The organism is Streptococcus sp. 27098_8_186 (assembly GCF_041432055.1).
Classification (GTDB): Bacteria; Bacillota; Bacilli; order Lactobacillales; family Streptococcaceae; genus Streptococcus; species Streptococcus dentalis.
In genome coordinates, this window is record NZ_JAPVYV010000011.1 from 30,896 (window position 1) to 53,734 (window position 22,839).

The 22,839-nt window shown below is 42.8% G+C and carries 21 protein-coding genes; all 21 read right to left on the reverse strand.

Going from position 1 to position 22,839, the window contains the following annotated elements:
• Nucleotides 1-9: 9 nt before the first annotated feature.
• Nucleotides 10-1,107 (reverse strand): UDP-galactopyranose mutase, encoded by a 1,098-nt coding sequence (gene glf / locus O3602_RS09065; RefSeq protein WP_270299980.1) that lies wholly within the window; start codon nucleotides 1,105-1,107, stop codon nucleotides 10-12.
• Between the two features lie 82 nt (nucleotides 1,108-1,189).
• Nucleotides 1,190-2,347, reverse strand: coding sequence for a hypothetical protein (locus O3602_RS09070; protein WP_003012837.1), 1,158 nt, complete (start codon nucleotides 2,345-2,347; stop codon nucleotides 1,190-1,192).
• 139 nt (nucleotides 2,348-2,486) lie between these two features.
• A complete protein-coding gene (locus tag O3602_RS09075) occupies nucleotides 2,487-3,905 on the reverse strand; it encodes a flippase (RefSeq protein WP_003012754.1) in 1,419 nt (472 codons plus the stop codon).
• Nucleotides 3,906-3,911: 6 nt separating this feature from the next.
• The gene (locus O3602_RS09080; protein ID WP_003012858.1) at nucleotides 3,912-4,937 is read right to left on the reverse strand and encodes a zinc-binding dehydrogenase; all 1,026 of its coding nucleotides are present in this window, start codon (nucleotides 4,935-4,937) and stop codon (nucleotides 3,912-3,914) included.
• Nucleotide 4,938: 1 nt separating this feature from the next.
• Nucleotides 4,939-5,646, reverse strand: coding sequence for a 2-C-methyl-D-erythritol 4-phosphate cytidylyltransferase (locus tag O3602_RS09085; RefSeq protein ID WP_371611523.1), 708 nt, complete (start codon nucleotides 5,644-5,646; stop codon nucleotides 4,939-4,941).
• Between the two features lie 57 nt (nucleotides 5,647-5,703).
• Complete coding sequence (locus tag O3602_RS09090; RefSeq protein ID WP_371611524.1) at nucleotides 5,704-6,669, reverse strand: glycosyltransferase family 2 protein; 966 nt, start codon at nucleotides 6,667-6,669, stop codon at nucleotides 5,704-5,706.
• Nucleotides 6,669-7,763: a non-hydrolyzing UDP-N-acetylglucosamine 2-epimerase gene (wecB, locus tag O3602_RS09095; RefSeq protein ID WP_371611525.1), complete on the reverse strand. Its 1,095-nt coding sequence runs from the start codon at nucleotides 7,761-7,763 to the stop codon at nucleotides 6,669-6,671. The genes O3602_RS09090 and wecB overlap by 1 nt, the downstream gene beginning before the upstream one ends.
• Complete coding sequence (locus O3602_RS09100) at nucleotides 7,760-8,845, reverse strand: glycosyltransferase family 4 protein (protein ID WP_320911094.1); 1,086 nt, start codon at nucleotides 8,843-8,845, stop codon at nucleotides 7,760-7,762. The genes wecB and O3602_RS09100 overlap by 4 nt, the downstream gene beginning before the upstream one ends.
• Nucleotides 8,820-9,542 carry a WecB/TagA/CpsF family glycosyltransferase gene (locus O3602_RS09105; RefSeq protein ID WP_371611529.1) on the reverse strand — a complete coding sequence of 241 codons (723 nt, stop codon included), beginning with the start codon at nucleotides 9,540-9,542 and terminating at the stop codon, nucleotides 8,820-8,822. Before O3602_RS09105 ends, O3602_RS09100 begins: the two co-directional genes overlap by 26 nt.
• A 20-nt stretch (nucleotides 9,543-9,562) precedes the next feature.
• Complete coding sequence (locus O3602_RS09110; RefSeq protein ID WP_023919863.1) at nucleotides 9,563-10,348, reverse strand: phosphorylcholine transferase LicD; 786 nt, start codon at nucleotides 10,346-10,348, stop codon at nucleotides 9,563-9,565.
• Between the two features lie 3 nt (nucleotides 10,349-10,351).
• Entirely contained in the window at nucleotides 10,352-11,728 is a 1,377-nt protein-coding gene (locus O3602_RS09115; RefSeq protein WP_003012763.1) for a sugar transferase, read from the reverse strand.
• Between the two features lie 19 nt (nucleotides 11,729-11,747).
• Entirely contained in the window at nucleotides 11,748-12,440 is a 693-nt protein-coding gene (locus O3602_RS09120) for a tyrosine-protein kinase (protein ID WP_003012902.1), read from the reverse strand.
• A gap of 12 nt (nucleotides 12,441-12,452) precedes the next feature.
• Nucleotides 12,453-13,148 (reverse strand): Wzz/FepE/Etk N-terminal domain-containing protein, encoded by a 696-nt coding sequence (locus tag O3602_RS09125; protein WP_003012938.1) that lies wholly within the window; start codon nucleotides 13,146-13,148, stop codon nucleotides 12,453-12,455.
• 44 nt (nucleotides 13,149-13,192) lie between these two features.
• Nucleotides 13,193-13,924 (reverse strand): capsular polysaccharide biosynthesis protein Cps4B, encoded by a 732-nt coding sequence (cps4B, locus tag O3602_RS09130; RefSeq protein ID WP_003012712.1) that lies wholly within the window; start codon nucleotides 13,922-13,924, stop codon nucleotides 13,193-13,195.
• A complete protein-coding gene (locus O3602_RS09135) occupies nucleotides 13,921-15,390 on the reverse strand; it encodes an LCP family protein (protein ID WP_003012842.1) in 1,470 nt (489 codons plus the stop codon). Before O3602_RS09135 ends, cps4B begins: the two co-directional genes overlap by 4 nt.
• A gap of 188 nt (nucleotides 15,391-15,578) precedes the next feature.
• Nucleotides 15,579-16,184: an anaerobic ribonucleoside-triphosphate reductase activating protein gene (gene nrdG, locus O3602_RS09140; RefSeq protein WP_371611526.1), complete on the reverse strand. Its 606-nt coding sequence runs from the start codon at nucleotides 16,182-16,184 to the stop codon at nucleotides 15,579-15,581.
• 4 nt (nucleotides 16,185-16,188) lie between these two features.
• Complete coding sequence (locus O3602_RS09145; RefSeq protein ID WP_037606886.1) at nucleotides 16,189-16,689, reverse strand: GNAT family N-acetyltransferase; 501 nt, start codon at nucleotides 16,687-16,689, stop codon at nucleotides 16,189-16,191.
• A 38-nt stretch (nucleotides 16,690-16,727) separates the two neighbouring features.
• Nucleotides 16,728-16,868 (reverse strand): hypothetical protein, encoded by a 141-nt coding sequence (locus tag O3602_RS09150; RefSeq protein ID WP_003002079.1) that lies wholly within the window; start codon nucleotides 16,866-16,868, stop codon nucleotides 16,728-16,730.
• 11 nt (nucleotides 16,869-16,879) lie between these two features.
• Nucleotides 16,880-19,090, reverse strand: coding sequence for an anaerobic ribonucleoside-triphosphate reductase (nrdD, locus tag O3602_RS09155; protein ID WP_371611531.1), 2,211 nt, complete (start codon nucleotides 19,088-19,090; stop codon nucleotides 16,880-16,882).
• Nucleotides 19,091-19,212: 122 nt separating this feature from the next.
• Nucleotides 19,213-21,051, reverse strand: a complete 1,839-nt coding sequence (locus tag O3602_RS09160; RefSeq protein ID WP_371611527.1) for an MFS transporter — start codon at nucleotides 21,049-21,051, stop codon at nucleotides 19,213-19,215.
• Between the two features lie 169 nt (nucleotides 21,052-21,220).
• Nucleotides 21,221-22,756, reverse strand: a complete 1,536-nt coding sequence (gene cls, locus O3602_RS09165; RefSeq protein WP_371611528.1) for a cardiolipin synthase — start codon at nucleotides 22,754-22,756, stop codon at nucleotides 21,221-21,223.
• Nucleotides 22,757-22,839: the final 83 nt, after the last annotated feature.

Consider the following 22,839-nt stretch of genomic DNA (forward strand, 5'->3'; position numbering starts at 1 on the left):
TGGTTTCTTTCAATCAAACTCATTTGCTACGACTTCCAAAGCTCGCTCAATAACCACGTGCATGTCGTAGTATTTGTATTCTGCCAAACGTCCACAGAAGATAACCTTATCATTTTTGGCTGCTTCTTCTTGGTACTTAGCAAACATGGCGTTGTTCTTTTCATCATTGATTGGGTAGTATGGTTCATCCCCACGTTTCCAGTCAGCTGGGTATTCACGTGTGATAACTGTCTTAGGTTGTGTACCATACTCGAAGTGCTTGTGCTCAATGATCCGAGTATAAGGAATCTCACGCTCTGTGTAGTTGACCACCGCATTCCCTTGATGGTTTTCCTCATCCAAGACTTCGTGTTCAAAACGCAGGCTACGGTACTCCAACTCACCGTGTTTGTAGTCAAAGTACTGGTCAATCATTCCTGTAAAGACAACTTTATCAGCTGAAGCTTCAAGCTCTTCACGATTGGCAAAGAAATCAACCCCAAGTTCTACTTCTACATCACCCAGCATGTTTTCAATGATGACGTTGTAACCACCGATTGGAATTCCTTGGTAACGGTCATTAAAGTAGTTGTTATCAAAGGTCAAACGAACTGGAAGACGTTTGATGATAAATGGTGGAAGGTCTGTTGCAGAACGTCCCCATTGTTTTTCTGTATAGCCCTTGATCAATTTTTCATAGATATCTGGACCGATCAACTTGATGGCTTGTTCTTCCAGGTTTTTTGGCTCAACATCTTTCATATCAGCTGTTTGCTCAGCAATCTTGTCCTTGACTTCTTGAGGAGTCTTGGTTCCCCACATAGCGTAGAAGGTATTCATGTTAAAGGGAAGATTGTAAAGACTGCCCTTATAGTTAGCTACTGGTGAGTTGATATAGTTGTTGAATTCTGCGAACTGGTTGACATAGTCCCACACTTTTTTGTTAGACGTATGGAAAATGTGGGCACCATACTTGTGAACATTGATGCCTTCAACCTCTTCACAGTAGATATTCCCACCGATGTGATCCCGCTTGTCAATCACTTTTACTTTTTTACCACGTTTTGTAGCTTCATGTGCGAAGATGGCTCCAGACAAACCAGCACCAACAATCAGATAATCGTACATAGTAGACTCCATTATTTTTCTATTTTAAAATATATCTAAACTCTTAGCCGTTTCGTTAGACTCGTAGCTATAGATTAGACCTTCAAATTCCCCCAATTTCCTCACTATAAGAGAGAGAATTGACCGGCTTTTTCTTGACAACTTCTGTTGCAAAGAGTGTGAACATAAAAATGTTATAAGTCGGTACAAACCAAAATGCTTCAATCATACAGTTAATCGCAATGAGGGACAAAATTGCAACAAATAAATAACGCCCCTTCTTGAATTCATATTTTGAAACAATGACATAAATACCGACTAATAAAGCAACCGGTACGATACCATATGTAAATAGCATCTGAACATAAGACGAATCGACATAATTATAATTGAGGACAGACTCCGTGCTTCCTCCGGATCCGATAAACTGAACCCCTCTTGTTCCAAACCAATTCAAAGGATATAAATTAAAAGCATTTTTACCTAAGGCTAACCGACCCGTAATGAATTGATTAATTTGGACATAAAGTGGAGATGACCAAGAGAAATGATAGGTTAAATAGATCATTCCGGTTGAAAAAAGGATGATCGAATAGGGCAACAAGTGATACAACTTCAGCTTCTTCTCCTTTGTGAAATAAAAGAAGAGAAACAGTAAGACAGCGACCAATAGTGAGATCGCATTCATACGAGCATCACAGAACTTCATAATAAATAAAGCTAAGAGCACGCCACTTAGGGACCGTAGGCCAATATACCGATCTTTTAGCAAATAGGAGATCGCGACATAGAGGTAGAAACAATGGGATGCGAAATCTGTTGGATAGATAAACCCAAATGAATTACGGATAACGGCACCCCGACTATATTGTAAGTTTGGAACTACCTTTAATAGTGACAATAGAAATACTGCAAGGACAATCGTACCTGCAACACCTATATAAGTTTTTAAAATGACTTTCCTATCCGCATTGACCAGTAAAACCATTAAGAGAGAATAAACTAAGAAATTTAACTTATCCGTCTTGAAATAAACCATAACAGCTACCATCAATAACATGGCAGACAAGATTAGATAATGATAGGGAATCGAGATTTTATTAAAAAAACGAAGCAATAAGAGAGCTACAACCACTAAGAGGGAGCTCGCACCAACATGCAAAAAGCCCTTATTTAACATCGTAGTGGATATTGTATTAAAGAAGATCACAATCGAGACGACAAAACCAACCAGTAGATCGTCAAATTTCATTTTTATCATTAAATTACCTGATAAAGAATTTTTAAAGAAAAGCTCATTCTGACTAGATTAGAAGTCCTGCTTAGGGGACACCCCTGCTATAGCATTCTTTTCTGAAGCTTTTGTTTACTTAAAAATTCATATCCTTCCTTTCTACTCTCTACTGTTTATTTAAAAATTGTTGTTTTAATTCTTTCACATCTACCACTCTCAGAGATAGGATAGCGATCAGATAAATGATCCCACCAAGCACCGCATACACGAGTACATTCAGGGTAGGGGTGAAATGTAGGAACGGTTTTACAAGTTGCAAGAGGCCATACATCAGAGCAGATGCGAACATAATTTTTGTCATCGCACCGATAATTGGAACTTCCTTGAGGTAATGACGGGTATAGTAGAGTTGAATCAGCCATACTAAGGATTCTGTTAAAACGGATACAATGGCTGCGCCAATAAAACCAAAATGGGGTAAGAAGAGCAGGTTCAACCCGACACTGACGATAGCAGGAATCGTGGTGGACAGCATAAATTCTTTGTTCTTATCATGCGGGATGAGAATTTGAATCCCCATGATATTGGTCCATCCGATGAAGAACATACGGAAGATCATGATAGCGATGGCATAGCGAGCATCTTGGAAATCCTTCCCTAAGAAGAATCGAACAAAGTCATCGTTTACAATCAGCATGCCGGCAATAATCGGGAAAATGACCAAATTATAAATCAAAAAGGACATTTGGTGCATCTTATGGACCGCCTTGTGATCTCCTGAAGCCAAGAGACTCGCCACGCGCGGAAGCATGACACTTCCTAAAGACGTCACCAAGGTCAATAGGATATTAACCAATTTCAAGGCCTGGTCATAAATCCCCACATCCTTTGTAGAGGCGAGAGCCCCAAGCATGGTCCGATCCAAGGTGACATAGAGGGAAATGGCAATCTGCGGTAAAAAGAGCAGAATAACCGGTTTCAAATGCACCCGTGCATAAGCCATATCAAAATGGGCTTTCCCAATGAACTCCCGAGCAGGTAGCCACATACTCAGCTGACCTAAGAGCTCAAAGATGGTGAGTAAGAATACATAGAGATACAAATCATTGGCAGATTTGACAAACAAGAAGATGGAGATGACTCCAACCAGTTTGACCGTGATATTCCGAACCGTAATCTTGCGGAAGTCCTCTAACCCCTGAAAAAGCCAGGAGATATCGAGTCCCTTAGAAACCAAGCTAAGTCCTAAGATATAAGCGACAGGATTTTGCATGGAAGGTAGGGTTAGACACAAAAGAACATAGAGGGTAAGAGATAAAATCGTAGCCCCCAACTGGAGGGTATAAATCCCCCAGAAATTCTTTTGGATATCTTTCCGGTGTCCTGAGATCTCCTTAGTTCCATAATTGGCCACCCCTAGCGTCGCCAACAGGATAAAATAAGTGACGATGGAGTTGAAATAGCCATAGGTCCCTAAGTCATTTGAACTAAAAACCCGTGTCACATAAGGGGTGGTGATAATCGGTAAGATAATCACCAGCAACTGGTAGGAGAGATTATAGGCGTAATTTTTTAGCACTTTCATGATTGGCTACAATCCCCACTTAAAGACCGTTTTAAACGGTGTGATCAAATCTGTCGCAAAAGCTCGGTGAATATCTGGAATGGTTTGAACTTCTCCATCAACGTGAATAATGTTTTTCAAACGACTTTGGACTCGACGATTAGCCAGCATCTCTACAGCCCGCTCAAAATCCTCACGACCCGAACGAGAAGACCCTACAAAGGTCAAGCCCTTTTCAAGAACATCTCTTGTATTGACCGCGACCCGGTTGTCACTAACTCCCATCAACATCACAGTTCCTTGGGGTTTGATATGATCAATAATATCATTGATGGCTGGTTCGCTTCCTTGGCCACCAGTACACTCAAAGGCGTGATCGAAACGTTGATCGTCTGTCAACTCGCTGGTTAAAATTGCCTGATGGATAAAATTAAACAACTGCAATTTATCACTATTACGCCCAACAACTGTAATCTTCAGCTCTGGATAAAGATAGTGCAAAGAAGTCGCAACCACATATGAAAGACTCCCATCTCCTAAAATCAAAACAGACTCTCTTCGTTGGTGGGCAATGAGATCAAAGCGATGAATGGCATGCATGGCCACACTGCTAAACTCTGCTAAAGCTGTCACGGGACCACGAACTTCTTCTGGATAAGCCACTACACGATCCAGCGGTAAGGCAACGACTTCCTGCATAAAGCCATTATAGCCACTAGACAAGAAGTGCGTCCCCTCCAAATAATTTTCAAAGAAGACACCCTCTGTTTGACGAGGAGGCTGATTGGGAACCATGGCCACAATCTGTCCTGGTTGATAGGTTCCTGTAGGATCCGCTACCACAATTCCAGACGACTCATGGATCAGGGCCATGGGCAATTTCTTTTTAAGCACCTTAGGATCCCGTTTCCCTTGATAGTAACGTTGGTCCGCATGACAAATAGCCATGTAATAAGGGCGTATTAACACCTTGTCTCCACGGCTCATGTCTTCTTCTTGGTATTTGATGGTGATATTTTTCGGCTGGGTCAGCTGAAAGATTTGGTTCAACATATTAATTGTCCTCAATCATACCGCGTGCAATTTTCAAATCTGTAATCGTCGTAATTTTAATATTGGAATATTCCCCTTTTGCAAGGGCTACTTTTTTACCATTGATGACAAAGATCTTGCAGGCATCTGTCAAGACTTCTTTTTGCTGATCACTCAAGTCATGATACAAGGCAAGAAAGTCTTTCATTTTAAAGGTTTGAGGGGTCTGACCCTGATAGAGGTATTGGCGCTCAGGGATATCCGTGATAAAGGTATTGTCCAAGCTTTGAACAATAGTATCGGTCGCTTCGACCACTGTATCCACAACGTCATGGCTCTTAGCTAGTTCAATATTCTCTTGAATGGTTTTTAGGCTAACAAAGGGACGAACCGAATCATGCGTGACGATAATATCCTCATCTGTCAAAGGCTGCAGCTCATCGATAGCCAGGATGATGTTTTCGATGGTAGAGTTGCGGTCACTTCCTCCCTCTACAACCAAGATCCGGTTCTTATAAGAAGACAAGTACTTGTCTACCAGATCTTCCGTATAGGTCACCCAGTCCGGATGAATCCCTAACACAATTTTCTGAATCTCATGGACTAATAAGAACTTCTCAACCGTGTGGATTAAAATAGGACGTCCACCCAAATCCAAAAATTGTTTGGGCATATCCGTAATCCCCATCCGTGAGCCTGTCCCACCTGCTAAAATCCCTGCATAAATCATCCTAAACCTCCTGATATTGTCTCTTTTTCCTTCTCTAGAACACGGCTTTTTAGTAATCTAGCCTAGTTTTGCTCTCACCTTTTGATACAAATGTGGAGAAAGGAGCAAAAGAAGGTATTTGAGTTTATTTTTTCTTGTAATATGTGAATTGATTAGAATATCTTTCCAATAGCGACGATACTCTTTGCGAATTTTGTTAACCTGATCATACATATGAGAACCCAGCATAGCATGGACCACATGCAAGCCATTAAAGACATAGCGGGTATTGACCGCTTTTTTCATTTCCGGATCATCAGGATAGTCTCTCTCGACATAGGCTCTGTTCCATTCCATAGCCTTGTAAAAATTCAAAAGGCGATCGCTATACTTCGAATTGACTGTACTACCCGCTCTTCGATAGTATTTATAAAGATTAAGGTTGCTTACAGCAATCTCCTTACAAGCAGCAATATGCTCATAGGCAATGGCCAAATCTTCGTAGATCATTCCTTCTGGATAGGGGTACTGGAGTAAGATCTCTTTCTTGTAGAGTTTTCCTCCAGGATGGGTCCCTACACTATTCCCATAAAACATATGAAGAAGGGCTGTACGGCGATCTAGTTTTTTGCTATCTTCCAGCGGAAGGTCACCGGCGATCAAATCAGTCTGGTGATCTCGCACTTCTACGATAGAGGTCACAACCAAATCGACAGCATACTGATCTTTTAAAGCCACTAAATATTCAACAGCTTTTGTATTATAGTAGTCATCCGCATCTAGAAACATAATCCAATCAGAGCTTGCCTGCTGGACTCCAATATTTCTTGCTCGAGATTGCCCGCCGTTTTCGACATGAAAAACTCGAATACGGTCATCTTCCTGAGCATACTGGTCGCAAATTTCTCCTGATCGATCCGTCGATCCATCATCAACTAAGATGATTTCAATATTTGAATAGGTCTGTTGTCTAAGACTACCGACACTATACTGTAAATACTCCTCGACATTATAGACCGGTATGACAATCGAAACCTTTTCCATTATGCTAATCCCTTCATGATAATTTCTACAATCTGTTGACAAGCCGTTCCATCCCCATAAGGATTACTTGCCTGGCTCATCTTCTCGTATTCGTCTTGATCTTCCAGAAGGAGTTTAAAGTTGCGATAGATGTTTTCTTCTTCTGTTCCGACCAATTTCAAAGTCCCTGCAGCCATACCTTCTGGACGTTCTGTCGTATCACGCATGACAATGACAGGTTTTCCTAAAGAAGGCGCTTCTTCTTGGACGCCACCTGAGTCCGTCAAGATCATATAGCTTTGATTCATGAAATTATGAAAATCAATCACTTCCAAGGGCTCAATGATTTTCATTCGCTCATTCTCTCCAAAAACCTTGCTGGCCAATTCTCTGACCTTTGGATTTTTGTGGATGGGATAGACCACCTTTACATCTTCAAACTCATCCAAAATCCGGTTGACCGCACGGAACATGTGCTCCATAGGTTCTCCAAGGTTTTCGCGACGGTGGGCCGTCAACATGATGAGCTTGCTCCCTTTTGCCCACTCCAATATAGGGTGGTCGTAGTCTTCTTTTACCGTTGTTTTTAAGGCATCAATAACAGTATTTCCTGTAACGAAAATATTGGTCCGTCCTTCTTTTTGAAGATTCTCTTTTGAAACCTGGGTTGGAGCAAAATTGTAATCTGCCACTATGGAAGTAGCTTGACGGTTAAACTCTTCAGGATATGGGCTTTGAAGATTGTAAGTCCGAAGACCTGCTTCCACATGCCCCACTTTGATGCCCATATAAAAGGCCGCCAAAGCTGTTGCAAAGGTGGTTGTGGTATCCCCATGGACGAGGACAATATCAGGTTTTTCCTCTTCTAATACCGGTTGGATTTTTTCCAAGATAGAGGTCGTAATGGTAAATAATGTTTGATTGGCCTTCATAATGCCTAGATTATAGTCTGGAACAACACGAAAAACGTCTAACACTTGGTCCAGCATTTCCTTGTGCTGCCCCGTTACACAGACTACGGTTTCAATGGTATCGTGTTGTTTGAGTTCATTGACCAAAGGACACATTTTAATGGCTTCTGGACGCGTCCCAAACACCAACATTACTTTTTTCATTTTGAACCCTTCCTCATGAATTGGTAAAAGTTGCGATAGTTGTCTAAAAAGATCGGATAGCTATACTTGCTTTCATAATCTCTCTTTGCTTGAGCAGCTAAAGAGGCTCTTTTCTCAGGATCCCCTGCTAATTGTTTAATTGCTTGAGCTAAGGCTTGCGGATCCTCAGCTGGGACGAGGAGCCCATTCTCAGAATTCACTACTTCGTTCACACCTGGAATATCTGTTGCAATCATGGTTTTGCCGTTCATAAAGGCCTCGATTGCAACCAATCCAAATCCTTCAAAAATCGATGGAAGAACACAAAAGTCAAAGCTATTGATACACTCTACCACGTCGCTCCGATAACCTAAAAAATGAATTCTTTCTTCCAAATCCAGCTCCTTGGTTTGATTTATCAAATCATTTTTCAATTCTCCATCACCGATAAGAAACAAGGATACACTTGGATTTGTCACTAGTGACATAGCTTCGATCAGATAGGGTAACCCTTTTTGTTCGGACAGGCGAGCGATACATCCTATTTTGATACCGTCACACTGAGTAATTTCATTTACTGTATGCTCACTTTGTTTCATTTTTACTCCATTATAAATCACAATAGAGTTTTTTGACCTCACATCATTAAGGATATTTTCCTGGACAGCTTGACTGACAGCAACCGTTCGAGCCTTTCCTAGGGCGAATTTATAAAGTGGTAATTTGTCCTTAAAAACATTATGAGCTGTATAGACATGGAGCAAGTTCGGATGGCGCATCTGCAGCAAACGAATATAGAAAGCAGCCATCCGGTGATGGGTGTGGACAAGAGTAATCTCATTTTCTTTGATGATCTTGGAGAGACTAGCAAGGATCTTGAGCACCGTAGCTGGCTGTTTGCTATCGATGTCTAGAATCCGATGGTGTTGAATCCCATTCTCTGCTAGTTTTTCTTCCCACAATCCACCAGTTGATGCGACATGAACCTGGTCAAATTCATCCTTGAGGTCTGTCGCCAACTGATAGACAATACGTTCCGCTCCACCGATATCCATGGTCCGCGAAATGTGAAGAATATTATTTTTTTGCTTTCCGTTTTTCATGTACTACTCTCTTAATAAAAGTGGCATTTCCTACAAAATAACGCTTAAAGAGCCGTTTGGGTTCGTTGGCCACACGGAACAACCATTCCAGATTGGCTTTTTGCATCCACATAGGTGCCCGCTTGATATGTCCTGAAAGGACATCAAAGCTTCCTCCCACTCCCATAAAGACAGAATTGACTCCATTGTTCATAAACTTCTGGATCAAGTACTCTTTTTTAGGAGAGGTAATGCCGACAAAGACAAAATCTGGCTTCTTCTCACGAATATCTTCTTGAATAGCCTCCTCCTCTTCAGCAGAGAAATAGCCATTGCGATGGCCCACTACTCGGAGATTTGGAAAATCCTTTTTAAAGATAGCTAACATATCGGTCAAGACTTCCTCTTTTGCTCCGAAGAAGTAGACAGAGTAGCCTTTTTCATTGGCTAAATGGAGCAATTTCTGCATCAAATCAATGCCTGCCACGCGCTCTGGCACAGAATAGCCCAAATAGCGCGCTGCGAGAACAACAGAAGCACCGTCTGCATTGATGATTTCAGATTCATTGACAATCTTCTTGATGGCTTCGTCTGTCGCACACTGATTGAGCTTATCTGCGTTGACCCCCATCAAATGGAGTGGTTTTTTATCTCGGACAAATTTTTCTGTAGCAGCAACGGTTTCTGCCATTGTTAAAGGGTCAATTCTGACCCCCATCATTGTAAAACTTTTCAAGCTTATTCTCCCCAAGTGGATTCAAAGTGACCTTTTTGCTCTGATTCTTCTGGCAACTTCATATAATCGCCATAAATTTTTGTCAGATAAGCATCCGGATCAGCATGACCACTGATTTTAATGGTTTCAAAATCAAGGAGTTGTGGCTCCCCAAATACTTCTTTGTAGGCCAATTCTCTCTCACGATATGAGCCTAATACATTTCCCACGAGATCACTTGTCTCAAAGTCATATTTTTTAATCGTATTTTGTAACTTTTGATTGATTTTTTCAGTATTTAGTAATTTGTCTAGGTGAAGGATCTTAGAAACCTTCACAATTGAATTTTCAAAGAAACCTCGGTCGCGATTGTGCAATCGATTGATGACAGATATTTTGGAAAGGGCACGGTAATACTTAATTTTATTGGTGTGTAAGAAATAGTGGAAGCCATCTGATGGGTAACCATCTAAAGGAAACACATCGATAAAAGGACTACACACAACCCCACCAAATTCAATTTGAAGCGAGGTATCCATGATGGATGTATTGCCTAAATTATCATCATGGATTCTCAAGATGACATTGCTTGGTAATTCGTTTTGGCAAATTTCCAGAAACTTTTCATAGTCTTTTCTAGGCATGCCCAAATCCATATCGTCATCCCAAGGGATAAAGCCTTTGTGACGAATGGCTCCCAATAAAGTGCCCCCTAAAGCATAGTATCGAAGATTGTGTTTTGTGCAAATCTCAATATACTTTTCTAATAAGGATAGTTCTCCTAATTGAATCTGTCTAACTTTACTCACAGCCTACTTCGCTCCTTCTTTTCTAAGTACAACCTTCACGGTCTTTAGCAGGATCTGAATATCTCTCCAGATCGTCCAATCATCCATGTATGCAACATCGAGTTTGACCACTTCGTCAAAGTCTGTAATCTCACTGCGTCCGCTCACTTGCCAAAGCCCGGTAATCCCTGGCTTGAAACTGAGTCTACGTTTTTGGGCTGGCGTATAGTCTTGGTATTCATCTACCGTTGGAGGACGAGTTCCGACTAGACTCATGTCACCGATCAGAACATTGTAAAATTGTGGCAATTCATCAAGACTGGTCTTACGGATAAAGCGTCCGATCGGTGTTACCCGTGGATCGTTTTCCATCTTAAACATCCCACCTGTCATGGTGTTTTGCGCCATCAGATCTTTTTTAATCTCTTCGGCATCCACGCGCATGGAGCGGAATTTATAGAAGTTAAAATACCGTCCGTTCTTTCCGACCCGCTTCTGTACAAAGAAGGCAGGACCGCCATCTTTGCGGATTAGAGGGACCAAAACGATACTCACTAGTCCACAAATCAAGAGGCCAAAGAAAGCTCCTGCAATGTCCAAGAGACGTTTTGCAAATACGTGGCTCGGTTTGTAAAAATTGGTTGAGAAAGTGACGACGCTTAGTCCCCCGACTTCTCGAACCCGTTTATTGCCTAAGGAAGCGAAGTTAAAGGCATTGAGATTGACCGACACATCGATCCCCATACTCTCAAACTCCGAGACGAAGTCACTTATATTATAGTCCTCACTTGGCAGATTGATAAAGACTTCATCCACCACTTCCTTGGTCACAAAGTTCATCATTTGATCCGGCTGCACCACCCTGACACCTGAATGAGCAAAATCCGTATTGTCCATGACAGTGACACCGATTAGATCTCCATGATAGAGGTTGGGTGAATGCAAGATATCAAATACTTTTTCCATCCGACTGGTCGCTGTGATCAAGAAGATCTTTCTCGAACTTTTCCGCCGTGGTGAAACAGATTTCCGGTATCTCTTAAGCAAGAGATCCATGGCATAGACGGCAAAGGTATTAAAAAGAAAGAAGTAGATCATCCCCCGTCGAGAGATAGAAAAGACCCCATCGAGCATAAAAGAGGTAAAGGTGATCCCAACAGCGAAAAATACATTGTATTTCAAGACCTGAAAGAGCTCATCTAGGTAACCCCTACTGTAAAAACGATAGGAGACATTGCTAATGTAAAAGGCTACAAAGTGCAAAAGATAGAGCACCGCGATCGTCTGTGGCGTGTATTCTGCATTCTTAAAAAAGCTCACAATGTAAGCTGAAAATAGGACAGCCAAACTTTGAAAGAGAACAATCGTTAATTTTTCCAGTTCAATTCTTTCTTCTCCCATTTTCCCTCGATCCTATTCTTTACTTTTTCCCATATTCCCCGTAAGATCCATATCCACCATACGAACCATACTCGGTAGCTTTAATGTTAAATTTATTGAGCACTACTCCTAAGAAAGGGGTGCCTGTTTGTTCTAATTGTTCCTTCGCCTTTTGGACAGCCTTGCGTCCATTGGCACCAGATTCCGTGATCAAGACGGTTCCATCACAGCGTTGAGCGATAATCGCCGCATCGATCACGATTCCGATTGGAGGTGTATCGACAATGATGTAGTCAAAATGCTCACGTAGGGCATCCATCATCACGGTGAAGTTCTTACTTTGCAAGAGACCCGTTGGGTTTGGCGCGACCTGTCCAGATTCGATGATATCCAAGTTTGGAAAATCAGTAGGATATAAAATTTGGTTCAATTGGCTACGACCAGATAAGAAGTCAGTCAATCCTTGGATCTTATCACGGCTACGGAAAACCCCTGTCATGACAGAGTTCCGGATATCGCAGTCGACTAAGAGAGTCTTATAACCCGCACGCGCAAAGGCAACGGCCAAGTTGGTTGAAGTGGTTGATTTTCCTTCGTTTTCTTTAACAGATGAGACAGCGATGACTTTCAGATTCACACCACTCAATTGGATATTCGTCGCAAGAGCATTGAAATACTCCTCTGCCTTATGGATTTCTTGTAGTTTATTTTTTGAAATTTCTAATGTATTCATGCGTTCCTCGGTCTACAATTTCTTAATATCTGGCACAATACCAAGTAAGGTGAAGCCCATCAATTCTTCGATATCCTCTGGTCTCTTGACACGATCGTCCAAGACTTCTACTACGACCATGAGAACCACCATCAAGCCAGCTCCAGCAATAAAGCCAAGAAGGACATTGCGTCGGATATTTGGTGAAGAAGGTGATTGAGGCACTTCTGCTTCATCCAAAGTCGTAACATCTGACACCTTGGTCACAGAGATGATCTTTGCAGCTGCTACATTTCGAAGGCCATTGGCAATGCGGGCCGCTTCTTTTGGATCTCCATCCTTAGCCGTGATGGAAAGGATACGAGTATCTGTCGGAACGGATACACTGATCTTTTTCGACAGCTCAGCTGGTGTCAGATCGAGTTTCAATTCTTCGATGGCTTGACTCAATACATTTTGAGAAAGGATGATCTCACGGTAGTCTTTAACCAAGTAAGAACCCGCCTGCAAATCCGAGTTTGTCAAGGCATTGTTGTCTTGGTTTTGACGACTGACCACATAGATCCGGCTAGTACTTTGGTATTCTTTTTTGGCTAAAAAGGCACTATAGCCAAATGCTGCGATGGCAAAGACAAGAGCGACCAAAACGATTGAGAACTTGCGTTTCCATAGGGTCTTCAGCATAGCGAAAACATCAATTTCCACTGCTTGATTTTCTTGATTGTTCATTTCCTAATTACTCCTTCGTGTGGATCTCTCCACCTGTTTCATGGTTAGATTAATTCATCCGCTAACAAGAGTTCTTGATTGCTGACAAAGAGAGCTTGTGCTCTTTGTTCTCCGTATTCTTCCTTGATCAAGCGATAGGCTTCTGCCATATAAGGCGGTCGTTTATCCACATTGTGCATATCACTGGCAACAAAGTGTACCAAGTCTTTTTCTAAGAAGTACCGAGCTCGTTTTTTGAGTTGTTTTTGTTCATCCCCAAAGAGGCGAGGCTTGAGAACACTAGAACTATTGATCTGCATGTAGCAGCCCATGTTAATCATCTCTTGCACGCGCTCCTCATTTTTCTCCAAGCACTTGTAGCGCTCGATATGGGCCACCACTGGTGTCACACCTAGATGGAGTAAGCGGTCCAAAGCGGTATGAATCTCCTTGTAAGGTGTTCCCATGCTGAATTCGATCAGAGCAAAGCGCGTATCTGCCAAACGTGGAATGATCTTTTCTTCCAGTTTTTTCAAGACATCATTGGTAAAGTAGATCTCTGCCCCATAATGAATCGTTAAATCTGGCGCGACCTCTGCCGCAATTTTTTTCACTTCTTGAAAATTTTCAGAAATCTTTTCTTCGGGAGTTTCAAACATTCCCTTGCGGCGATGAGAAGTGGAGATAATGGTCCGTACCCCTTGGCGATAGCTTTCTTCCAATAAGGCACGCGTATCTTCTCTTGTCTTTGGTCCATCATCCACATCAAAGACGATGTGCGAGTGGATATCAATCATTTTTCTTTTCCTTCCATTACTTTTTGAATGGTTTCCTTAGCCTTGGTCAAGCTGGCTTGATCCAACTCCATAACATAGAGGTTGTAACCAGGCATGGCATAAGATGGTAAGTCGGTGCGTCCTTGACCGGTGATTGCTTGGGAAGTCACCTCATAAGAGCCACCCGATTCTAGCTGGGTATTGATCAAGTTCATCATAGTCGGCAACTGCATGTTGGTTTGGACAGAATCTTGGAGGTTTCCAATAATCTCATTGTAGTTGCTTAAAACCTTAGTAGAGGTCAACTTTTTGATAATAGCTGCAATGACTTTTTCTTGGTTTTTCCCACGGTCATTGTCGCCACCTTGAAGAGAGTAGCGTTCGCGAACAAAACCGAGGGCTTGCTCCGAATTCAAATGGACTTTGCCAACTGGGAAATGGAACTTGCCATGAAGGCTCGTGAATTCCTGGTCATTTTCCACATCGATTCCCCCTAGAAGGTCAATCAACTTGAGGAAGGATGTGAAATTGAGACGAACGTAGTAGTTGAGCTTGATATCATAGAGATTCTCAAGGGTATGGATAGAAGCATCCACTCCGTAGATCCCCGCATGGGTCAACTTATCATTTTGGTTATTACCACCATCTGCAATCGGTACATAGGCATCCCGTGGTGTCGTTGTCAATAGGACTTGCTTGGTCTTCCGATTGACCGTCATGATGATATTGACATCTGAACGAGAAACCGAGGTTACCGGACCATAGGTATCGATCCCGCTGACATAGATGTTAAAGACATCCGCATTGGCAGACACCTTGCTCGTCGCTGCCACTTCTTTTCGGATCTTGTAGGAATAGATTTTCTTCAACTTCTTCGCATAGTCCGCATCTTCTGCGGCAATGGTATCCTCAAAGGTACTGTTGAGGACCATAGCAGAGGCATTCCCTTCCTGCAGACTCTTATAGGCATCTAGATAAGTCGGTGCATCCACTACAGAAATTTCCTGACCCTTGGTCTTTTTGATGTTGTCCAAGAGGGCAGTAAGATTGGCTTCGTTATTGTTGCCCTTTGGTGCCACCACTTCCTTGATTTCTTTGATATCTTTGATGTCACTGTCTTTCTTGACATAGACAGCCATCTCAAACTCTGTATAGTTAGAGTGGCCATTGACATTACTGGTCAGATTCAAAAGCTGTTGGCTAGCAAACAAAACTCCTGAACTAGCCAATAAGCCGACAAGAAGCAGGACGAACGTTGTCTTTTTGGCCTGATTTTTGATCACAAACCAAGCTGACAAGAGCAAGAGAAGAGCTAGTAGTACAATCACGAGAATATTAACATAGCGAAAAGCCAAGATGTTATTGGCCAACATGGTATAGGTCGCCCAACTTGCACTCATAAGCAAAAAAATAAGCAATACGGAATTAATGATTCGCAATTGCCCCCACTTATGTTCTGAACGACGGCACCGTCTCCTTTGTGACATAAATACCTCCAATTAGTCCTAATCATATTTATTGTAACATATTTTTATTAAAAAATGCATTAATTATCACCATTTTGTCCATTATAGACATTTATAAAATAAGCGTTTTCTAAAACTAGAGAAATCTCTTGTATACTTATGCAGAGAATCCAAAAAAACCGAGTGCAAAACCCGGTTTTTTGAAGCGATTACAAAAGATCGTCCCGCTTGACCTGCTCAAAACTTTCCCTTCCGTCATTGAGCTTATCCCAGATGACGACTTTTCCTTCTTTCAATGATTTTTGAACATCAATGATCCGCTGGTTAGAAGAGCCACGGAACTGCAACATGAGGTTGCGCTTGCTCTTATCATAGCGCCCATCGACCAGAATATCAATCAGTGATAGAAGATCTAGTTTGTCTGGTGTCTCTAGCATCATTTCTTCCCAGGTGTAGCCGGTCCAAGACCAGATATCTTTATCAGGCAACTCCTTTCTCACGCGCTTGACCAAGGGCAGAAGGATGCCTGTGTTGAGAAAGGGTTCCCCTCCAAGCAAGGTCAAGCCCTGGACATAAGGTTGGGCCAGATCGGCCATGATCTGCTCTTCCAACTCTTTGGTATAGGGAATACCTGCATTGAAAGACCAGGTCGCTACATTGTAACAGCCCTCACAGTGAAACATGCAGCCGGCCACATAAAGGGAATTGCGCACCCCTTCACCATCGACAAAGTTAAAAGCCTTGTAATCAATGATACGCCCTTGACTCAGTTCCTCACTCTTCCATTCGCCTGGTTTAGGTGTATTCCATGTCATCCTTTTACTCCACTTCTATCCAATAACGCTCCGTTCCATTTCGAACATCTTCAAATTGACCGCCATTAGCTAAGATAACCTCTCGGCTGGCCGGATTTTCCGTGCTACATGTCACCAGAGCACGATGGATGTTCTTTTCTTTAGCTAGTTGCAGACCTTGATAGAGAGCTTCCTTGGCATAACCTTTTCCCCTTTCAGAAGGGCGGATGGAATAACCGATATGACCAGCATAATTCAGCAATCCCTCATTTAGTCTCAGCCGTAGATTCAAAAAACCTAAAGCATGACCTGATTCATCAAACAATACGAACTGAATTGATGGAACGCGATTTTCAGGCAATCCTATTCCCATTTCTTTATCAAGGTTAGTTTCTAGCCACTCCTCATAATCAAAGTTCTCAGCATCCCAAAAGCCGCCGTCGTGGGCCGACTGGGTCTCTTCGAACTCTGTCATCATGTTTAGAATGGTTTCTTTATCTGCTAATGTTGGTCTGCGTAATTCCATCTTTACCTCCCCCATACGAGAAAAGCGAGAGCGAACTCTCACTTTTTCTTATTTTTATTTAAAAATTGCTCTCTTAGGCTGGCTACTCGGTCTTTTTTATTGATTCCACCCTTTGAATGCTTCTCGTGGAATCGTTGAACCTGAGCCTTACCTTTATCATCTAATTGGTATTTTCCCATAATGTCCTTTTCTAATTTGTCACTTGGTGTCCAGCTGATTTGATAGTGGATCCATTCATGTGTTTGACACGTGCAGCAATTTCCTTATGACGGCCATTGACCATCGGACGAGCTTGAGGGTTTCCTAGATAACCACAGGTCCGTTTGACCACATCAACCGTTTTCGGATCGCTATTGCCACAGTTTGGACAAGCAAATCCGCGCTCAGTCGGCGTGAAGTCTCCCTCAAAATCACACTTGTAACAACGGTCAATCGGCGTATTGGTTCCGAGATAACCGACCCGGTCATAGGCATAATCCCAAACCGCTTCAAGGGCTTTTGGATTTTGTTGGAGCACAGGGTATTCACAGTAGTGGATAAAACCACCAGACGCCCCAGCTTCTGGATATACTTTTTCAAAATCCAACTTCTCAAATGGGGTTGGGTTCTTACGAACATCGTAGTGGAAACTATTGGTGTAGTATTCCTTGTCTGTGATATCCGGAACCTTACCAAATTTCTCCGTATCCAGGCGACAGAAGCGATCTGTCAAGCTTTCTGACGGTGTCGAATAGATAGAGAAGTGGTAATCATACTGGTCAGACCATTCTTCCACGCGCGCTTTCATATCCTTGATGATATCGATCGTGAATTGTTTGGCTTCTGGATTGTGTTCCCAATTTGGACCATAAAAGACGGTTGCGACTTCATAGAGTCCGATATAGCCAAGAGAAACAGTTGCTCTGCGATGACGGAAGAGCTGATCTACCTGATCGTACTTGCCCAAGCGTTTCCCGAAAGCGCCATATTGGTAGAGAATCGGTGCATTGGCTGGTGTTGCTTCTTTGGTGCGTTCCACCCGGTAAACCAAGGCATCTTCAGCGATGTTCATCCGTTCATTAAAGATTTGCCAGAACTTCTCCTTGTCTCCGCCTGATTCCAAGGCAATCCGAGGTAAATTGACCGTCACAACCCCTAGGTTCATCCGACCAGAATTAACTTCCACACCATTCTCGTCCTTCCAACCTTGAAGGAAAGAGCGACATCCCATTGGCACCTTGAAGGAGCCTGTCAACTCGACAATCTTGTCATAAGACAAAACGTCTGGGTACATGCGCTTCGTCGCACATTCCAAGGCCAATTGCTTGATATCATAGTTAGGGGTTCCAGATTCTAGGTTGAGCCCCCGCTTGAGGGTAAAGATCAGTTTTGGAAAGATAGCGGTCCGATGTTCCGATCCAAGTCCCTTGATTCTGATTTCCAAAATCGCCTTTTGGATTTCCCGCTCGAAGCGATTGGTTCCAAGACCAAAGCCAAGCGAAGTAAAGGGGGTTTGCCCGTTCGAAGTAAAGAGGGTATTGATCTCATATTCCAGCGATTGCATGGCATCATAGATATCTTTTTGTGTCTTGCTCCAAGCGTAGTCCTCTTGCTTTTCAGGAAGCACCCACTCTTTGGCATCCGCTAAGTGTTTTTGGTAGTTCTTTTCTGCATAAGGGGCCAAAACTTCATCGATCCGGTCTGCTGAGCAACCCCCGTACTGACTAGAGGCTACATTGGCAATAATCTGCGAGATTTGAGCCGTTGCAGTTTGGATGGACTTAGGACTTTCTACTTCTGCATTCCCAATCTTAAAGCCATTTCTGAGCATGCCTTCAAAATCGATCAAACAGCAGTTGGTCATCGGTGTATAAGGGCTATAGTCCAAATCATGGTAGTGGATATCCCCTTTTTGGTGGGCATTGGCTACGTGTTTAGGCAACATTTTAAGACCAATAGACTTACCGACAATCCCTGCCGTCAAGTCCCGTTGCGTATTAAAGACATCGCTGTCCTTATTGGCATTTTCATTGACGACAGCTTGGTCCTTATTGAGGAGTTTTCCAATCGTAAAGTTGATGTCCGTCGCTTTTGAGCGCTCAAAATCCCGCTGAGTCCGATAAGTAATGTAGCTCTCAGCAATCGCATATTCGTTGGCTTGAAGCAATTCATGTTCGACGACATTTTGGATCTCATAGATCTTCACGCCATTTGGAAAACGTTCCAAGATCTCTGCGATCACACGATCGACAATGGCTTCTAGTTTGGCTTCCATCACTGGAGTGAGAGAAGTCACTTCTTCTGTCGCCTTCAACAAGGCTTTATAAATTTTTTCAACATCGAATTGAACACGGCGGCCATCTCGTTTTTCAACAAAAATATCCGGGACCATTCTTAGTTTTTCTTCTCTCAAGGTGATCATACCAAACATGCCTCTCTTCATTTATTTACATACAAGTTGTATTATACCACTCCAAAAATAAAAATCAATATCTTGTGGTGAAAATTCTAAAAAACTTTCTAAAACACAAGATATTGATTTTCTTAAGAGCGTTGATAGAGTTTGAAACGACTGTATTTCTTCTCAACCAGACGATAATTTTCTTTGAGCAAGTCCTTCATATTGGAGGTCAACTCTACCTGATTATTGACCACAATATACTTCGGTTCAGACCGATCGATTTGTTGGACTACATTGGTCCGATTTTCATTAATTCCCAGATAAGACGTCGGGGTCAATAAGGCAGAAGCTGCCAAACGATCACTTTCTTGATAGATGGTAGCCGTTGTATCCCAAGCATAAATGGTATCTTTCGACTTGGTATGATGTTTAATGTAGCTGGCAATAGCGCTCCGTTCACTCGATTGGCCAGACTGAAGCACGACATCTTGAACCACTGGATTCACCAACAGATAGACAAGGGCTACTAGCGGTAAGAAAACTTGGCTCGTAAAGTAAGCGGCCCAAACTTCCTTGTTTTTCTTCTTCCGACCACGACGTTCGATACCGTCGTTTTCTTCCCCATCTCGTGAGAACCAGATCGCAAACAAGGGAAGAACAAATGGCAACATTGGCAACAATTGGTAAGCGCCTTGTTCAGGAAGACCAATAGACACGACGAGGACTACCAGGCTACCTGCCCATCCCATAAAGCGGAAGATCCGGCGAGCACTGCTACTTTGCTTAGTAAAGGACATCAAAAAGGCAGAGACTAAACCAAAGGCGAGCGCCAACAATCCGTAATAAATAACATTACTGAAGGTCTGTCCATTCGTGAAATTCAAGGCATTAAAGACATAGGTTACTTGGTTAATGGCATAGCCAAAAGTCTGATTCAAAACGGTGATATAGCCAATTGGATAAAAGACGAGTGAAAAACCAAGGAGAGCTGCTAGCAGTTGATAAAAGCCACGCGCCCATCTCTTCTGCTTGATATTAAAGGCTGTTAATCCAAGGAAGGCCAACAAATAAAACAAGGCACTGGTCATCGGATCAATCAAGAAAGCCACAGCTGCAATCGCACCATAAAGGATAAATCCTTCATCCTTATGATACCCAATCAGATAAGCCAAAATGAAATTCATGCTGGCAAATAGGATTGGAAGGCTAAAGAGAGTCACATAAGTCCCTCCAAAACCAAGGCCTAGCACCAAGAAATAAAAGAGTAACTGGACATTCTTCGCTGTATCTTTATCAGACACCAGCAAGCGCACAACACGATAGAGATAAGTCCCCGCAAAGAAGAGGGCAATCGCTTGGAGGATCATCAAGATCCAATGTCCACCAGCTAAACTTCCCAACCAGTTGATCGCATAATAGAGCAGACCATTGGTTCCGTAAAAATCACCAAACGGTACTTGCCCCTTGGTCATTGCCCAGCCAGCATACAAATTTTGAGATTGTTGATTGGTGGCAAAACGGGTTAAAAATGGCACCCCGACATGCAGTAAACTAATCAAGAGACTCAACACAAGAGGAATCTCCATAGGGACTGGACGCTTCCATTGACGGCGCACAGACCCAGCTACTACATCTGCCTCTAACTCCTCCGTGTTCTCTTCTACGCTAGGTACTTCCGCTTTTGTTGCTTCAACTCCCGCTTTACGCGAACGACGACTCATCCGACTGAGCGGTTGCTCCGGTTCCTGGTCTGATTCTTGTTCAGGTTCTGCTACTAGTTCTGACTTTGCATCACTAATGGGCTCTAATTCCTCCATTGCAACCGGCTCCTCCAAGACTTCTGCCTGCTGGCTATGAGTCGGCTCTTCTTCACGAAAGACTGATTTATCTAGCACTTCGCGAATTTCACGTGTATCCTGAAAACTAACTCCCACGTGAAGCCCTAACTTTTTCGAAGTCATTTCTTGCTCTTTTTCGCTCATTCTTTTTCCTTTTCTTCCATGTTCCTCTGCTTTTTCCTTTTAAAAAAGCTCGCTATCTTTTCTAGTATACCAAATTCTGCCGACCGTGTCAGCCTCTTGCCACATAGTCCTACGAAAAAAGAGTCAGATCTCTTAGCTTCTGACTCTTTCTTCCGTATGCCCACACCTATTACAACATCGGTGCGAACAATTGCATAATTTCCTTGATTAAGCTTTGGTGCCATGTAAAGCGGAAGGTATCCTCTGTAATTTCTTGAGACACTTCAAAGATATGGTCAAAGTCCTCCCGAATCTTTTTCAAGGCAGGCGTCCGATACATCCAGACGGCATTTTCATAGTGATGGACCAAACTGCGGTAATCAAAGTTAATCGACCCTACAACCGCCATTTCATCATCTGCTAACACTTGCTTACTGTGGACAAAACCAGGCGTGTACTCATAGATTTTCACACCAGCATCCATCAAATCCAAGTAAGCCCCACGAGTTACGATTTGGATTAATTTTTTATCCGGAATATGCGGAGTCACGATTCGAACATCCACCCCACGAAGGGCTGCATTGCGGATATCTTCTGTCAAATCATAATCGATGATCAGGTAAGGAGTCGTGATATAGACGTAATCCGTCGCTTGGTTGATCATATTTTGATAAACCGTCTTTCCGACCTGCGACTTGTAAATCGGCTTTGGTCCACTCCCATAGGGAATGTAGAGTCCTTCGCCTTTGACTGCCTTGTTTTCAATATGGTAGCGGTCAAAATCCTCGATTTCCCCACGGTTAATGTACCAGTTCATGAGGAACAGTCTCGTTAAGGCCTTAACAGCTCGTCCATCCAAGCGAATCGCACTGTCCTTCCAGTGACCAAACCGCTCAATGTGGTTGATGTACTCGTCTGCCAAATTGACACCACCCGTATAGCCGATCTGCCCATCAATGACCAGAATCTTGCGGTGGTCTCGGTTGTTATAAGCCACTGTTAGACGGGGGATCACCTTGTTAAACTTATGGGCATCAATCCCCATCTTTCGCAACCGTTTGGTATAGTTCCCAGCCAAGGTTGCCATACAGCCGATATCGTCATAAAGGAGTTTGACTTCAACCCCCTCTTTCACTTTCTGCTCTAAAATCTCTAGGATGCTGTTCCACATCAAGCCCTCGTCAATGATGTAAAACTCGATGAAGATAAATTTTTTCGCTGCTCGCAGATCCTCTAGTAGTTGCGCATACATCTCCTCCCCTAGAGGGTAAAAGGTCGATGCCGTCCCATTGTAGAGATCCGCATTGTGGTCCATGGATAAAATAGACTTAACCAAGCCATAGACAGCCTTGCTTTCTTGCTTGAGCTCCTTACGCAACTGATGACTATTGTCCTCTCGAAACTTCATGGACTCCATATTTTCCAACTGGATCATTTCCTTCTTGGACAAACGCCGCTCTCCAAACATGAGATACAAGAGTGATCCAAAGACAGGAATGACCGCAATCAAGAGCCAGGTAACCTTATTTTCAGGCGGGGTATTTCGATTAACAATAGCTAGAATCGTCGACACATATAAGAGCCCAATGACTGCAACAGATAGCCAATGCGGGAACCATCTATTGAGCCAGAAGAAGGCCGCAAAGGATGCCCATAGTTCAAAGCCCATAAACAAAATACTAAATCCATATTTGGACATTAATAGACGTAATTTTCGAAAGGTCACAGCATCCTCCTTTTTTCTTTCTACTAGTATACCAATTCTTTTTACCCGATGCAACGACCAACCAACCCCCTTCTTGACAAACA

What these genes read in the sequence shown, in the direction of transcription:
- glf (WP_270299980.1), bottom strand. Translation starts at nt 1,107, where the DNA reads ATGTACGATTATCTGATTGTTGGTGCTGGTTTGTCTGGAGCCATCTTC.
- O3602_RS09070 (WP_003012837.1), bottom strand. Translation starts at nt 2,347, where the DNA reads ATGATAAAAATGAAATTTGACGATCTACTGGTTGGTTTTGTCGTCTCG.
- O3602_RS09075 (WP_003012754.1), bottom strand. Translation starts at nt 3,905, where the DNA reads ATGAAAGTGCTAAAAAATTACGCCTATAATCTCTCCTACCAGTTGCTG.
- O3602_RS09080 (WP_003012858.1), bottom strand. Translation starts at nt 4,937, where the DNA reads ATGTTGAACCAAATCTTTCAGCTGACCCAGCCGAAAAATATCACCATC.
- O3602_RS09085 (WP_371611523.1), bottom strand. Translation starts at nt 5,646, where the DNA reads ATGATTTATGCAGGGATTTTAGCAGGTGGGACAGGCTCACGGATGGGG.
- O3602_RS09090 (WP_371611524.1), bottom strand. Translation starts at nt 6,669, where the DNA reads ATGGAAAAGGTTTCGATTGTCATACCGGTCTATAATGTCGAGGAGTAT.
- wecB (WP_371611525.1), bottom strand. Translation starts at nt 7,763, where the DNA reads ATGAAAAAAGTAATGTTGGTGTTTGGGACGCGTCCAGAAGCCATTAAA.
- O3602_RS09100 (WP_320911094.1), bottom strand. Translation starts at nt 8,845, where the DNA reads ATGAAAAACGGAAAGCAAAAAAATAATATTCTTCACATTTCGCGGACC.
- O3602_RS09105 (WP_371611529.1), bottom strand. Translation starts at nt 9,542, where the DNA reads ATGGGGGTCAGAATTGACCCTTTAACAATGGCAGAAACCGTTGCTGCT.
- O3602_RS09115 (WP_003012763.1), bottom strand. Translation starts at nt 11,728, where the DNA reads ATGGGAGAAGAAAGAATTGAACTGGAAAAATTAACGATTGTTCTCTTT.
- O3602_RS09120 (WP_003012902.1), bottom strand. Translation starts at nt 12,440, where the DNA reads ATGAATACATTAGAAATTTCAAAAAATAAACTACAAGAAATCCATAAG.
- O3602_RS09125 (WP_003012938.1), bottom strand. Translation starts at nt 13,148, where the DNA reads ATGAACAATCAAGAAAATCAAGCAGTGGAAATTGATGTTTTCGCTATG.
- cps4B (WP_003012712.1), bottom strand. Translation starts at nt 13,924, where the DNA reads ATGATTGATATCCACTCGCACATCGTCTTTGATGTGGATGATGGACCA.
- O3602_RS09135 (WP_003012842.1), bottom strand. Translation starts at nt 15,390, where the DNA reads ATGTCACAAAGGAGACGGTGCCGTCGTTCAGAACATAAGTGGGGGCAA.
- nrdG (WP_371611526.1), bottom strand. Translation starts at nt 16,184, where the DNA reads ATGACATGGAATACACCTAAACCAGGCGAATGGAAGAGTGAGGAACTG.
- O3602_RS09145 (WP_037606886.1), bottom strand. Translation starts at nt 16,689, where the DNA reads ATGGAATTACGCAGACCAACATTAGCAGATAAAGAAACCATTCTAAAC.
- O3602_RS09150 (WP_003002079.1), bottom strand. Translation starts at nt 16,868, where the DNA reads ATGGGAAAATACCAATTAGATGATAAAGGTAAGGCTCAGGTTCAACGA.
- nrdD (WP_371611531.1), bottom strand. Translation starts at nt 19,090, where the DNA reads ATGATCACCTTGAGAGAAGAAAAACTAAGAATGGTCCCGGATATTTTT.
- O3602_RS09160 (WP_371611527.1), bottom strand. Translation starts at nt 21,051, where the DNA reads ATGAGCGAAAAAGAGCAAGAAATGACTTCGAAAAAGTTAGGGCTTCAC.